12 protein-coding genes, 3 tRNA genes and 1 other RNA gene are annotated in these 12,930 nt (G+C 38.4%); 9 read left to right on the plus strand and 7 right to left on the minus strand.

Annotation, left to right across the window (positions count from 1 at the left end; all coding sequences use genetic code 11):
- Window positions 1-5: 5 nt before the first annotated feature.
- A complete protein-coding gene (plsY, locus tag DQN23_RS03825; protein WP_111712764.1) occupies window positions 6-650 on the minus strand; it encodes a glycerol-3-phosphate 1-O-acyltransferase PlsY in 645 nt (214 codons plus the stop codon).
- Between the two features lie 223 nt (window positions 651-873).
- On the opposite strand from plsY, the gene parE reads away from it, so the two are divergent.
- The 8 genes from parE to DQN23_RS03865 all read left to right on the plus strand — a co-directional run bounded on the left by parE (window position 874) and on the right by DQN23_RS03865 (window position 8,503).
- Window positions 874-2,823 (plus strand): DNA topoisomerase IV subunit B, encoded by a 1,950-nt coding sequence (gene parE, locus DQN23_RS03830; RefSeq protein ID WP_111712765.1) that lies wholly within the window; start codon window positions 874-876, stop codon window positions 2,821-2,823.
- A gap of 54 nt (window positions 2,824-2,877) precedes the next feature.
- Window positions 2,878-5,337 carry a DNA topoisomerase IV subunit A gene (gene parC, locus DQN23_RS03835; protein WP_111712766.1) on the plus strand — a complete coding sequence of 820 codons (2,460 nt, stop codon included), beginning with the start codon at window positions 2,878-2,880 and terminating at the stop codon, window positions 5,335-5,337.
- Window positions 5,338-5,463: 126 nt separating this feature from the next.
- Window positions 5,464-6,486 (plus strand): branched-chain amino acid aminotransferase, encoded by a 1,023-nt coding sequence (locus DQN23_RS03840; protein ID WP_111712767.1) that lies wholly within the window; start codon window positions 5,464-5,466, stop codon window positions 6,484-6,486.
- A 66-nt stretch (window positions 6,487-6,552) separates the two neighbouring features.
- Complete coding sequence (locus tag DQN23_RS03845) at window positions 6,553-6,783, plus strand: DUF2969 domain-containing protein (protein WP_039697048.1); 231 nt, start codon at window positions 6,553-6,555, stop codon at window positions 6,781-6,783.
- A 61-nt stretch (window positions 6,784-6,844) separates the two neighbouring features.
- Window positions 6,845-6,925, plus strand: a tRNA-Tyr gene (locus DQN23_RS03850).
- A 40-nt stretch (window positions 6,926-6,965) separates the two neighbouring features.
- Window positions 6,966-7,037: transfer RNA gene (locus DQN23_RS03855), tRNA-Gln, on the plus strand.
- A 127-nt stretch (window positions 7,038-7,164) separates the two neighbouring features.
- Window positions 7,165-8,361 carry a 30S ribosomal protein S1 gene (gene rpsA / locus DQN23_RS03860; RefSeq protein ID WP_009854084.1) on the plus strand — a complete coding sequence of 399 codons (1,197 nt, stop codon included), beginning with the start codon at window positions 7,165-7,167 and terminating at the stop codon, window positions 8,359-8,361.
- A gap of 70 nt (window positions 8,362-8,431) precedes the next feature.
- Window positions 8,432-8,503: transfer RNA gene (locus DQN23_RS03865), tRNA-Arg, on the plus strand.
- Window positions 8,504-8,690: 187 nt separating this feature from the next.
- Here the strand turns inward: DQN23_RS03865 and DQN23_RS03870 are convergent.
- The 3 genes from DQN23_RS03870 to DQN23_RS03880 all read right to left on the minus strand — a co-directional run bounded on the left by DQN23_RS03870 (window position 8,691) and on the right by DQN23_RS03880 (window position 10,504).
- Window positions 8,691-9,386: an LrgB family protein gene (locus tag DQN23_RS03870; protein WP_111712768.1), complete on the minus strand. Its 696-nt coding sequence runs from the start codon at window positions 9,384-9,386 to the stop codon at window positions 8,691-8,693.
- A complete protein-coding gene (locus DQN23_RS03875) occupies window positions 9,379-9,759 on the minus strand; it encodes a CidA/LrgA family protein (RefSeq protein WP_111712769.1) in 381 nt (126 codons plus the stop codon). Before DQN23_RS03875 ends, DQN23_RS03870 begins: the two co-directional genes overlap by 8 nt.
- Window positions 9,760-9,889: 130 nt before the next feature.
- A complete protein-coding gene (locus DQN23_RS03880) occupies window positions 9,890-10,504 on the minus strand; it encodes a TVP38/TMEM64 family protein (protein ID WP_043895222.1) in 615 nt (204 codons plus the stop codon).
- Between the two features lie 93 nt (window positions 10,505-10,597).
- Here DQN23_RS03880 and ssrA point away from each other — a divergent pair.
- Window positions 10,598-10,948, plus strand: a transfer-messenger RNA (tmRNA) gene (gene ssrA, locus DQN23_RS03885).
- Between the two features lie 132 nt (window positions 10,949-11,080).
- Here the strand turns inward: ssrA and DQN23_RS03890 are convergent.
- From DQN23_RS03890 to DQN23_RS03900, 3 genes are read right to left on the minus strand one after another with little or no spacing between them, the layout of a single operon-like run.
- Window positions 11,081-11,848: an ABC transporter permease gene (locus DQN23_RS03890; protein ID WP_111712770.1), complete on the minus strand. Its 768-nt coding sequence runs from the start codon at window positions 11,846-11,848 to the stop codon at window positions 11,081-11,083.
- 9 nt (window positions 11,849-11,857) lie between these two features.
- Entirely contained in the window at window positions 11,858-12,556 is a 699-nt protein-coding gene (locus tag DQN23_RS03895) for an ABC transporter ATP-binding protein (protein ID WP_111712771.1), read from the minus strand.
- Between the two features lies 1 nt (window position 12,557).
- Window positions 12,558-12,926: a GntR family transcriptional regulator gene (locus DQN23_RS03900; protein ID WP_006532025.1), complete on the minus strand. Its 369-nt coding sequence runs from the start codon at window positions 12,924-12,926 to the stop codon at window positions 12,558-12,560.
- Window positions 12,927-12,930: the final 4 nt, after the last annotated feature.

Below are 12,930 nucleotides of genomic sequence, written 5' to 3' on the forward strand. Positions count from 1 at the left end.
TTTTGCTAATTTCTTTTTTGTTCTTGATGACTTAAATTCATTCCCCAAGGAACGAGGTTTTCTTCATGATTTTTAATACGAGTAATATTGTCTTTGTGTCGTACAATGATGATGCCTGCAATAATGATAATCAATAATGTAAAGAGCAAATCATAGTGATTAAGCAAGAAACCAAATGCTGGAAAGACAAGCACACTAACCACAGCAGCGCTTGCAGCAACAACACTAGACAATGAAATCATGCTATAGAGGTAAAGGGTGATGACAAAGATAAGGGCAAGGAAAAGAAGAAATAGCGGTGCGTATCCAAGAAGAACACCAGCACTTGTCGCAACTGCCTTACCACCTTTAAACTGTGCAAATAGCGGGAAGGTATGACCAATAATGGCAAATAAACCAATAAGAACAGGTGACACACCATTAACGCTAAAGATAAGAGGAAGGAGTGCTGCCAGGGTTCCTTTTAGCATATCAATCACAAATGTTACAATTCCTGCTTTGACACCTAAAACTCGAAAAGTATTGGTTGTCCCAGTATTACCGCTACCATGTTCTCTGAGGTTGACATGATAGAAGAATTTTCCAATCCATAGACCAGTTGGGATTGACCCCAACAAGTATGCAATCACAATCATAACTAAAATTTTCATGTTTTCATTATAACATAATCAGTTCTTATGAAAAGGTAAAATTTGAAAAATAAATAACTTGAAGAATCAAGTTAAATTTGTGATAACGCTTTAAATTTGTTATACTATTTCATGAAAAAATTAGTGATTTTCCTTGTAAAATCCTTATTCGATTTGATTTTTTTTTTGCAAAAATTTGAAAAAACTTGTAAGATAAAAAAGATGAATTATTTGGAGGTCGCTTTTGGCTAAAAAAGAAATTAATATAAATAATTATAATGACGATGCCATTCAAGTGTTAGAGGGGCTAGATGCCGTACGTAAACGCCCCGGAATGTACATCGGTTCAACAGATGCGACAGGACTACATCATTTAGTTTGGGAGATTGTTGACAATGCCGTCGATGAAGCTCTTTCTGGCTTTGGTACTCAGATTGATGTTATTCTTAATCAAGATGGTAGTGTGACCGTAAAAGACCAAGGACGTGGGATGCCAACTGGTAAGCACGCTATGGGGATTCCAACTGTAGAAGTTATCTTCACTGTGCTTCATGCAGGTGGTAAATTCGGTCAAGGTGGTTATAAAACATCTGGTGGGCTTCACGGTGTGGGGTCTTCAGTTGTTAATGCCCTCTCAAGATGGCTTGAAGTCGAAATTACTCGTGATGGTGTGGTTTACAAACAACGTTTTGAAAATGGTGGTAAACCCGTGACAACCCTTAAAAAGATTGGAACAGCATCAAAATCTAAGTCAGGTACTATGGTAACATTCATGCCTGATGATACGATTTTCTCAACGACTGACTTTAAATTTAACACCATTGCTGAGCGCTTAAAAGAATCTGCCTTTTTGCTTAAGAATGTTACATTGACGTTGACGGATAATCGTCCAGAAGAAGCAGAACATCTGGAATTCCATTATGAAAATGGAGTTCAGGACTTTGTTGAATACCTTAACGAAGACAAAGAAACATTAACACCTGTGATTTGGGTGACTGGTGAAGACCAAGGTTTCCAAGTTGAAGTTGCACTTCAATACAATGACGGATTCTCAGATAATATCCTTTCTTTTGTTAACAATGTTCGTACTAAAGATGGTGGAACACACGAGACAGGATTGAAATCTGCCATTACTAAGGCGATGAATGACTACGCTCGCAAGTCAGGCCTTTTGAAAGAAAAAGATAAGAACCTTGAAGGGTCAGATTACCGTGAAGGGCTATCTGCAGTGCTTTCAATCTTGGTTCCAGAAGAACACTTGCAATTCGAAGGACAAACTAAAGATAAACTCGGTAGTCCTCTAGCACGTCCGATTGTAGACAGTATTGTCTCTGAAAAACTCACTTTCTTCCTTTTGGAAAATGGTGAAGTGGCGTCTAACCTTGTTCGTAAGGCGATTAAAGCGCGTGATGCCAGAGAAGCAGCTCGTAAAGCGCGTGACGAATCTCGTAATGGTAAGAAGAACAAGAAAGACAAAGGACTCCTTTCTGGTAAATTGACACCAGCACAGTCTAAGAATCCTAAGAAAAATGAGCTTTATCTGGTCGAAGGGGATTCTGCCGGCGGTTCAGCTAAACAAGGACGTGACCGTAAATTCCAAGCTATTTTGCCATTGCGTGGTAAAGTCTTAAATACAGCAAAAGCTAAGATGTCTGACATTGTGAAAAACGAAGAAATCAATACCATGATTTACACAATTGGTGCAGGCGTCGGTGCAGATTTTAAAGTTGAAAATTCAAACTACGATAAGATTATTATCATGACCGATGCGGATACCGATGGTGCTCACATTCAGACATTGTTACTAACTTTCTTTTACCGTTACATGCGTCCGCTTGTGGAAACAGGTCATGTCTATATCGCTTTGCCACCTTTGTATAAAATGTCTAAAGGTAAAGGCAAGAAAGAGCAAGTTGAGTACGCTTGGACAGATGGTGAGTTAGAAGAATTACGTCAAAAATTTGGTAAAGGAGCTCAACTCCAACGTTACAAAGGTCTTGGTGAGATGAACGCTGACCAATTGTGGGAAACAACCATGAACCCTGAAACACGTACGCTTATTCGTGTGACTATTGATGATTTGGCGCGTGCCGAACGCCGTGTCAATGTCCTTATGGGTGACAAAGTTGAACCACGCCGCAAATGGATTGAAGACAATGTTAAATTCACCTTGGAAGAAAATACAGTGTTTTAATTGCTTGTGATGAATCCATAAATTTTTTGACGTGAAAAGTAAAGGATAATAATTATGTCAAATGTTCAAAATATGTCTCTTGAAGACATTATGGGGGATCGTTTCGGACGATATTCCAAATATATTATTCAAGAGCGGGCTTTGCCAGATATTCGTGATGGTTTGAAGCCTGTTCAACGTCGTATCCTTTATTCGATGAACAAGGACGGCAATACTTTTGATAAGGGTTTTCGTAAATCGGCAAAATCTGTCGGTAACGTTATGGGTAATTTCCACCCACACGGTGATTCCTCTATTTATGACGCTATGGTGCGAATGAGTCAGGATTGGAAAAATCGTGAAACCTTGATTGAAATGCATGGTAACAATGGTTCTATGGACGGTGATCCACCGGCAGCCATGCGTTACACTGAAGCACGTTTGTCAGAGATTGCTGGCTACTTGCTTCACGATATTGAAAAAAATACTGTTCCGTTTGCTTGGAACTTTGATGATACCGAAAAAGAACCAACGGTTTTGCCAGCTGCCTTTCCTAACCTTTTAGTTAATGGTGCAACAGGTATTTCAGCTGGATATGCAACTGATATTCCGCCACACAACTTGGCTGAAGTCATTGATGCAGTTGTTTACCTTATCGACCATCCAAATGCAAAATTAGATAAATTGATGGAATTCTTGCCAGGACCTGATTTCCCTACTGGGGCGATTATCCAAGGTAAGGATGGTATTCGTAAGGCTTACGAAACTGGTAAAGGACGTGTTGTTGTTCGTTCACGAACGGACATTGAAAGTCTTCGTGGCGGCAAAAAACAAATCGTCGTCACTGAAATTCCTTATGAAGTCAATAAAGCCGTACTCGTTAAGAAAATTGACGATGTTCGTGTCAACAATAAAGTCCCTGGCATTGCAGAAGTTCGTGATGAGTCAGACCGTGATGGACTTCGTATTGCTATCGAACTTAAAAAAGATGCAGACGAGCAAACGATTCTCAACTATTTGTTGAAATACACTGACTTGCAAGTCAACTATAACTTCAACATGGTTGCTATTGACAACTATACACCACGCCAAGTGGGTATCATTCCGATGTTGACAAGTTACATTGCTCACCGTAAGGAAATCATCGTTGCCCGTTCAAAATTTGACAAGGAAAAAGCTGAAAAACGTCTTCACATCGTGGAAGGCTTGATTCGTGTTATTTCAATTCTGGATGAGGTTATTGCGCTTATTCGTGCGTCTGAAAATAAAGCTGACGCTAAAGAAAACCTCAAAGTCAGCTATGAATTTTCAGAAGAACAAGCTGAAGCTATTGTGACTTTGCAATTGTACCGTTTGACAAATACTGATATTGTGACGCTTGAAAATGAAGAAGCAGAGCTTCGTGAACGCATCACTATGCTTAAAGCAATTATCGGTGACGAACGTACTATGTACAATGTCATGAAACGTGAACTACGTGAAGTTAAGAAGAAATTCGCTAACCCACGTTTGACAGAATTGCAAGCCGAAGCACAAACGATTGAAATCGATGTGGCAAGCTTGATTGTCGAAGAAGATACTTATGTCAGTGTGACAAAAGGTGGTTACATCAAACGTACAAGTCCGCGTTCTTACAATGCTTCTACGGTTGAAGAAATTGGTAAACGTGATGATGATGAACTGGTCTTCGTCTCACAAGCTAAGACAACTCAACATTTGTTGATTTTTACAAATCTTGGCAATGTCATCTATCGTCCAGTCCATGAATTGACAGATATTCGCTGGAAAGATATTGGGGAACATTTATCACAAACCATCACTGATTTTGCGACAGACGAGTATGTCTTGTATGCTGAAATTGTCGATGACTTTGGACCGCAAACTTATTTTGCAGCCACAAAATATGGTCAAATCAAACGCTTTGAACGCAAAGAATTCACGCCATGGCGCACCTACAAATCAAAAGCTGTTAAGTATGCTAAGTTGAAAAAAGACGATGATATGGTCGTGACTATTGCGCCAATTGCACTTGATGATGTCATGATCATTACGCATAATGGCTATGCCTTGCATTTCAATATTGACGAAGTGCCAGTAGTTGGTGCCAAAGCGGCAGGGGTTAAATCAATTAACCTTAAGGATGAGGATTTTGTCGTGTCAGCCTTTATCGCCAATACAGAAAGCTTCTTTATCTTGACACAACGTGGTAGCCTTAAACGTATGACAACTGAGCTAATTCCAGCAACAAGTCGTGCTAATCGAGGCTTGCAAGTCCTTCGTGAACTCAAATCAAAACCACATCGCGTCTTTATGGCAGGACCAGTCCATGCCTCAAATGACGTGCAAAATATTGATTTATTCACTATTGAGACGTTAGATTCAGATAAAATCGAAACCTTAGAAGTTTATTCAAATAAAGGCAATCATTATCAAGCCATTCTTGAAGATTTGACCTTGTCAGAACGCACAAGTAATGGTTCCTTTATCTCAGATAAAATTTCAGATGAAGGTGTCTTTAGCGCAAGAATTAAATAGCGATAATAAATCGGAGATTTTCTCCGATTTATTTTTTGAACAAATTTTCAGAATTTTATGAAAAAGTACTTGAAAAAAGATTTAAAAAGCGTACAATAGGATAAAAACAAAGAAAGAGGAATAGTTATGACAGTAGATTTAGACTGGGATAATCTAGGCTTTGCCTATCGTAAATTACCATTTCGTTACATCTCTTACTACAAAGATGGTAAATGGGATGAAGGAAAATTAACAGAAGATTCAATGCTCCACATTTCTGAAGCATCACCAGCTTTGCACTATGGTCAACAAGCCTTTGAAGGGTTGAAAGCCTATCGTACAAAAGATGGTTCAGTACAATTGTTCCGCCCAAATATGAACGCTGAACGTTTGCAACGCACTGCAGATCGTCTTCTTATGCCACAAGTGCCTACAGAAAAATTTATTGATGCTGCAAAACAAGTCGTTCGTGCTAATGAAGAATTTGTACCACCATACGGCACTGGTGCAACACTTTATCTACGTCCTCTTTTGATTGGTGTTGGTGACATTATTGGTGTTCACCCTGCAGATGAATACATTTTCACTATTTTCGCAATGCCTGTTGGTAACTACTTCAAAGGTGGTTTGGTACCAACTAATTTCTTGATTCAAGACGAATATGACCGTGCTGCTCCACATGGTACAGGTGCTGCAAAAGTAGGTGGTAACTATGCCTCAAGTCTTCTTCCAGGTAAAATGGCTCACGACCGTAAGTTCTCTGATGTTATTTACCTAGATCCTGCGACACACACTAAGATTGAAGAAGTCGGCTCTGCAAACTTCTTTGGTATTACAGCTGATAATGAGTTTATCACACCACTTAGTCCATCAATCTTGCCATCTATCACAAAATACTCACTTCTTTATTTGGCAGAACACCGTTTTGGCATGAAAGCTATCCAAGGTGATGTTAGACTTGATGAATTGGATAAATTCGTTGAAGCAGGTGCCTGTGGTACAGCAGCTGTTATTTCACCAATCGGTGGTGTTCAACACGGTGATGACTTCCATATCTTCTACAGTGAAACAGAAGTAGGACCTGTTACTCGTAAATTGTACGACGAGCTTGTCGGTATCCAATTCGGTGACATTGAAGCTCCAGAAGGCTGGATTTACAAAGTTGACTAATAAATTAAAGCTTGCTCTTGCAAGCTTTTTTGTTTTTCGGTAAAATGAATAGCGTGAGGTGGAAAAATGAGCAAAAAAGATAAAAAAATCGAAATTCAACTTGCTGACGCCAAAGTTGCCATCAATAATGCTAATGTCGATGGTTATAATTTGACTGCTGGAAAAAAAGTTATCGGTGAAATTGCTGAGCTTGATAACAAATTTGCCGTTGTCAAAAATGGAGAAGTGGAAGCACTTTTCAAAACTTTAGAGCAAGCAATTGAAAGTATTATTGAAAATTACAACTTAAATCGCTAAAAAATAGCGAAAAGTACTTGTCAGAGAACAAAAACTATGCTAGAATAGTTTTTGTCGTAACGGAAGGGTAGCGAAGAGGCTAAACGCGGCGGACTGTAAATCCGCTCCTTCGGGTTCGGGGGTTCGAATCCCTCCCCTTCCATTCCTAAGATCTTATCTTAGAATTAATTGAACCTTGTTTTTGGGGTATAGCCAAGCGGTAAGGCAAGGGACTTTGACTCCCTCATGCGTTGGTTCGAATCCAGCTACCCCAGTCAAAGGTATCGAGTTTCGGCTTGACACCGTCAAAGATAAAAGTTGTTGTCGTTGCGGGTTACCTTGAGAAATATTATTGTTGTCAAAAGCTAGCTTAAGCTAGCTTTTGTTGGAGGATTTTTTAGAATGAATGAATTTGAAGATTTGCTAAACAGTGTTAGCGAAGTAAACCCTGGTGATGTTGTCACTGCGGAAGTTTTAACTGTTGATAATGATCAAGCAAACGTTGTTATCGAAGGAACAGGTGTTGAAGGTGTTCTTACACTTCGTGAATTAACTAACGATCGCGATGCTGATATTAACGATTTTGTTAAAACTGGCGACACAGTTGAAGTACTTGTTCTTCGTCAAGTAGTAGGTAAAGATACTGATACAGTTACTTTCCTTGTCTCTAAAAAACGCTTGGAAGCTCGCAAAGCTTGGGATAAACTTGTTGGTCGCGAAGGCGAAGTTGTTACTGTTAAAGGTACACGCGCTGTTAAAGGTGGTCTTTCAGTTGAATTTGAAGGACTTCGCGGATTCATCCCTGCTTCAATGATTGATACACGTTTCGTACGTAACACTGAAAAATTCGTTGGTCAAGAATTCGAAGCTAAAATCAAAGAAGTTGTTCCAGCTGAAAACCGCTTCATCCTTTCACGTCGTGAAGTTGTTGAAGAAAAAGCTGCTGCAGCTCGTAAAGAAGTCTTCTCTAAACTTGAAGAAGGCGCAATCGTTAAAGGTAAAGTTGCTCGCTTGACAAGCTTCGGTGCTTTCATCGATCTTGGTGGTGTTGACGGACTTGTTCACGTAACTGAATTGTCACACGAACGCAACGTTTCACCTAAATCAGTTGTTTCTGTTGGTGAAGAAGTTGAAGTTAAAGTTCTTTCAATCGACGAAGAAGCAGGTCGTGTATCACTTTCACTTAAAGCTACAACACCTGGACCATGGGATGGTGTAGAACAAAAACTTGCTGCTGGTGATGTTGTTGAAGGTAAAGTTAAACGTTTGACTGACTTTGGTGCTTTCGTTGAAGTATTGCCTGGTATCGATGGACTTGTTCATATCTCACAAATCTCACACAAACGTGTTGAAAATCCAAAAGATGTTCTTTCAGTAGGTCAAGAAGTTAACGTTAAAGTTCTTGATGTTAACGCTGCTGCAGAACGTGTATCACTTTCAATCAAAGCTCTTGAAGAACGTCCAGCACAAGCTGAAAACGAAGAAAAACGTCAATCACGTCCACGTCGTCCAAAACGTGAAGCTAAACGTGATTACGAACTTCCAGAAACTCAAACTGGATTCTCAATGGCTGACTTGTTTGGCGACATTGAATTGTAATTATAAATGAGAAAAGACTTGATTTCCAAGTCTTTTCTTTTTGTTTCAATATGGTATAATATAGTAGTTGCCACTCTTAGTGTAATGGATATCACGCAAGATTCCGGTTCTTGAAATGGGGGTTCGATTCCCTTAGGGTGGAGTGTTATACCGATTAGAAAAGCCAGTTCTTGGCTTTTTCTTTTTGTATATGCTCATAAAAGCCTTTCTGTGAAGTCTTCAGAGCTATTTAAGGGAGCTTGCCGCAAGTTAATATTGGATAGCGTTACGAGCAGTTTAAGGGTAAATAAAAAGCCTGTGATTTTTACCACAGACACTTATAAAAAAGCTTATTTTAAAATAATTTGAGCTACGATTGGACTGATAATAACGTAAACAATTCCGGTAACTCCGATAGCAAGTCCGCCCATCGCTCCTTCAACGAGACCGTATTTTAGAGCTGTTCCAGTACCGATTGCGTGCCCTGTTCCTCCAAGACTAAGCCCGATAGCAACAGGATCTTCGATTTTTAAGAGTTTTAAAAAAACGGGTCCAAGAACACTTGTCAAAATTCCAGTAATAACAACGACAACAAGTGTTACAGTTGTGATACCTCCCATTTTTTCAGTGATTCCAACAGCCATTGCAGTTGTTACTGATTTAGGGAATAATGAAATAGCTAGCAAATATTTAATACCAAATGTTTTCGCAACAAGAGCGGTAAAAGTCGTGTTGACGATACAAGCAGCAAGAATACCAGTTAGGATACTTCTGATGTGATGTTTCATCAAGTGGAATGAGCGATAAAGTGGAATACCGAGCGCTACTGTTGATGGAACAATCAATGTGTTAAGATAACTTCCGCCAATGTAATAATCATGGTAGGAAATCTTAGTAATCTTTAAAAAGGCAATAATAAAAAAGGTTGCTAATAGTAAAGGGGTAGTAATTGGGTGTGGAAAACGCCTAAAAATAAGCATGCCCATAAGGTATGCTAGGATTGATAGCATGATACCAAAGATTGGGTTTGTAAGAATATTAGTCATGATGACCTCCTTTATCAACATAGTCTCCCTCAAAGCGTGTTTTGATAAATTGAACAACAAAACCAATAGTAGCAACATTCAAAAAGATGGCTACAAGGATGATAATGGTGATAGGGAGCAAATAATCCTTGATATCATTGAATCGATCTATGATTCCGACAGCTGCAGGCAAGAATAGAATGGTCATATTATTGAGCAGGAAATTTCCCACAACATCTATGTGTCTCAAACGAATTACCTTGAATTCCAGGGCAAGAAAAAGTAGCACTAACCCAATAATGCTACCAGGAACAGGTAAATTGAGTAAATTAGAAATAGCCTCCCCAATAAATGAAAAGATGAGAATTATCATAAATTGAACGTATAACTTCATTAGTAAACTCCTTCGTTATAAGTCTACTACTATGTAAGAATTTTTCAATACTGTGAAAATGTTTACATGAAATTTTTTTGAAAAATTACAGTTGTAATGAGAAAAGAAAAAGCCGAGCTAAGCTCAGGCTTTAGTGACCTAATAGTAATTTTAGGATATTTCCTCCAAAAATCCAGATATAACTATAAGAAATAATTGAAATTGGCTTGGTTAGTAGGATAATGAAGGTGAAACGTTTTAATGAAATATGAGATAATCCAGTTATCATCACCACGATATCGGCTGGTGAAATGGGTGATAACATGCAAATGATGAAGAGGTTTTCATAATTTTGAGTATTAAGCTTCGCTTCGTATTTGTAAAAAGTCTTCTCATCGACAAAAAGTAGAATAAACTTGCGACCATATAGCCTAACAAGAATAAATAGAATGATACTACCAATCACAATACCCACATAGTTATAAAAGAAGGCTAGGATTGGATCAAAAATTAAAAACCCAGCAACTGTTGTGACACCACCTGGAATCACTGGGAAGACAACTTGAAAGATTTGCACTAAGATAAAAACTAAAGGCCCACAGACACTGTGCTGATTAACAAAATCTTTGAGTGCATTACTATCGTTTAGAATCCCTAAATGGTAGAACCAGATGACTAAAACAAACGTTCCCAGCAAGGCTAATACTCCCAGAAACTTGATCAGTCGCTGCCAAAAGGCATAGTGGTCGAATATCTTCATTTTCATAATTCTTATCATATCATAAGAATTTCTTTTTTGCTATTTTAAATATTATTTGCTATAATAACAAATGTAGCTTTTGACTACTTTATAATATCTGGGGTCGTTACGGATTCGACAGGCATTATGAGGTACATTCTGCGACTCATCGGCAGATGTAAAAATGCCAGTTAAATATAACTGCAAAAAATACAAATTCTTACGCTGTAGCTGCCTAAAAACCAGCTCGCGTGATCTCTACAGGATTGCTTGTGTTTTGCTAGAGGTTTCATTGATTAGCAAGCTACGTTTGATTATTGCCTAGCTAGTCAAAAAGAGATTTATAGGCTCGCTTAATCTAGGTTTGAGTTATGTATCGAGCTTAAGTTAAATCAAAGACATAACCTATGGTTGTAGACGAATGTATTGGCAGGTGTTTGGACGTGGGTTCGACTCCCACCGGCTCCATAAAAGCTTTTCATAGTTTAGCAAAGTTACGCAAAACGTTGATATATCAACGTTTTTTTATTTTTACGTTTTGCCTTTCACCCAGACACAATTCCAGATATAAAAATAGCCACCAGAATTTGGTGGCTATAATATTTATTGAATATTAATTTTGTTTTTAAGCAAGTAATGTGTTGCTAAGTAGAAGATGGTACCTTCGATAAAGCACTCAATACAAGAATAGATAAAGAAATGGATAGTAAGGTCACTATTTAGTTCGTGGCTTCCGAGAATTTCAGACACTAATAAAACAATGAATGAAACGACGAAGTAGGCAACGAATGCCATAAGAGCACGTCTATTAGCAAATAATTGCCCGATTGTAATAGCTAAGTAGATGAGCAAAATTCCTGAAATAGAAGAGATTGCTAACCAAAGAAAACCAATTCCCCATTCAGAAAGAGTGAGTACTTTATCGAATTGTGGTAGGAAGGCTAAGAAATGACCTAGGCCAAAAATCGGTATGACAAGTAAGGTCACTCCAATGGTAACCACGATTGCGTTAAAGGCTGTCCAAATCAGTGAAGCAATTAATTTAGATAAAATGATTTGGTGAGTAGATACTGGCAAGGTTAAAGTAAGGTAACCTTCGCGACCAAAGATATTTTTATAAAAACGTCGCACGATGATAGCTAGTGTAGCAATCCAAGCACTGGCAACCACAACACCAAACATGATTGATAAGATGATTGGAATAAGTTGTGTGTAATGATTAGCATTACTTGTTGTATAGTTTTCAGCATAGTCTGTAAGTGTCTTGATGCTAAAGCCAAGGAAGATGGAAATAGCGATAATTGATGCATTAAGTGTGAAGTACCATTTACCGACAGATTTTAGTTCGTATTTTAAAAGTTTTGAAAACATAATTCCTCCCTAAGCTTTGTAAGTCTCACGGAAGAGTGAATCAATGGATTGACCGTGCTCTTCACGAATATCATCCGTATTGCCTTGCAAAATAATTTTTCCGTCCTTAAGGAAAATGATTTCATCAAGGATTGGTTCGATTTCTGAAATTAAGTGCGTTGAGATAACAACAGAAGCCTCTTCACAGTAATTATTGATGATAGTGCGTAAAATGTAGTCACGCGCGGCTGGGTCAACACCCCCGATTGGTTCATCAAGAATATAAAGTTTCGCTTGTCGGCTCATGACCAAGATTAGCTGCACTTTTTCTTTATTCCCTTTTGATAGATTTTTGAGGATGTCATTTGGATTAAGCTCTAAATCTTCTAAAAGGTGTTCAGCTTTTTCACGAGAGAAGTCTTCGTAAAAATCTTCGAAGAAAGCAAGGGCATCCTTGATTTTCATATCTTCTCTGAGGTAAGAAGTATCTGGAAGATATGAAATGATTTTTTTAGTGTCAACTGAAGGACGGTAACCATCAATGACGATTTCTCCAGTTGTTGGGTGAAGAAGTCCATTGATTAGTTTAATTAGTGTCGTTTTTCCGCTTCCATTTGGGCCTAGTAAGCCAATAATCTTACCGGCAGGTAAACTAAGTGTCACATCGTCAACAGCTACATGTTTTTTGTATTTTTTGGTAACGTGATGTAGTTGGAGTAATTGACTCATCCTATTTTTTCTCCTTAATATACGATTCTAGTGTAGTCACAATATCGTCGATTTCAAATCCTATTTTTTGCATGTTATTAACAAATGATTGCAATTCTGCCTCAGCAACTTCGCGACGTTTTTGCATGATGAGGTCAGTGTCATCTGTAACAAAGCGGCCAGAAGTTCGTTGAGAGTAAACCATGCCTTCGCGTTCTAGTTCTGAAAAAGCGCGTTGCATTGTGTTGGGATTGACACCAGCTTCTTCAGCTAATTCGCGAACGGTTGGGAGTTGATCACCGCTTTTGATTTCTTGACTGATGATTTGCATCTTAATATGTTGTGCAATTTGGACATAAATAGGTGATTTTTCATCAAATTTCCAGGACATACGA

It is taken from the genome of Streptococcus lutetiensis (assembly GCF_900475675.1).
GTDB classification, from domain to species: domain Bacteria; phylum Bacillota; class Bacilli; order Lactobacillales; family Streptococcaceae; genus Streptococcus; species Streptococcus lutetiensis.

Coding starts and splice junctions, on each gene's coding strand:
- rpsA (WP_009854084.1), top strand. CDS start 7,165: ATGAATGAATTTGAAGATTTGCTAAACAGTGTTAGCGAAGTAAACCCT.
- parC (WP_111712766.1), top strand. CDS start 2,878: ATGTCAAATGTTCAAAATATGTCTCTTGAAGACATTATGGGGGATCGT.
- plsY (WP_111712764.1), bottom strand. CDS start 650: ATGAAAATTTTAGTTATGATTGTGATTGCATACTTGTTGGGGTCAATC.
- DQN23_RS03840 (WP_111712767.1), top strand. CDS start 5,464: ATGACAGTAGATTTAGACTGGGATAATCTAGGCTTTGCCTATCGTAAA.
- DQN23_RS03890 (WP_111712770.1), bottom strand. CDS start 11,848: ATGTTTTCAAAACTTTTAAAATACGAACTAAAATCTGTCGGTAAATGG.
- DQN23_RS03880 (WP_043895222.1), bottom strand. CDS start 10,504: ATGAAAATGAAGATATTCGACCACTATGCCTTTTGGCAGCGACTGATC.
- DQN23_RS03845 (WP_039697048.1), top strand. CDS start 6,553: ATGAGCAAAAAAGATAAAAAAATCGAAATTCAACTTGCTGACGCCAAA.
- DQN23_RS03895 (WP_111712771.1), bottom strand. CDS start 12,556: ATGAGTCAATTACTCCAACTACATCACGTTACCAAAAAATACAAAAAA.
- DQN23_RS03900 (WP_006532025.1), bottom strand. CDS start 12,926: ATGTCCTGGAAATTTGATGAAAAATCACCTATTTATGTCCAAATTGCA.
- DQN23_RS03870 (WP_111712768.1), bottom strand. CDS start 9,386: ATGACTAATATTCTTACAAACCCAATCTTTGGTATCATGCTATCAATC.
- DQN23_RS03875 (WP_111712769.1), bottom strand. CDS start 9,759: ATGAAGTTATACGTTCAATTTATGATAATTCTCATCTTTTCATTTATT.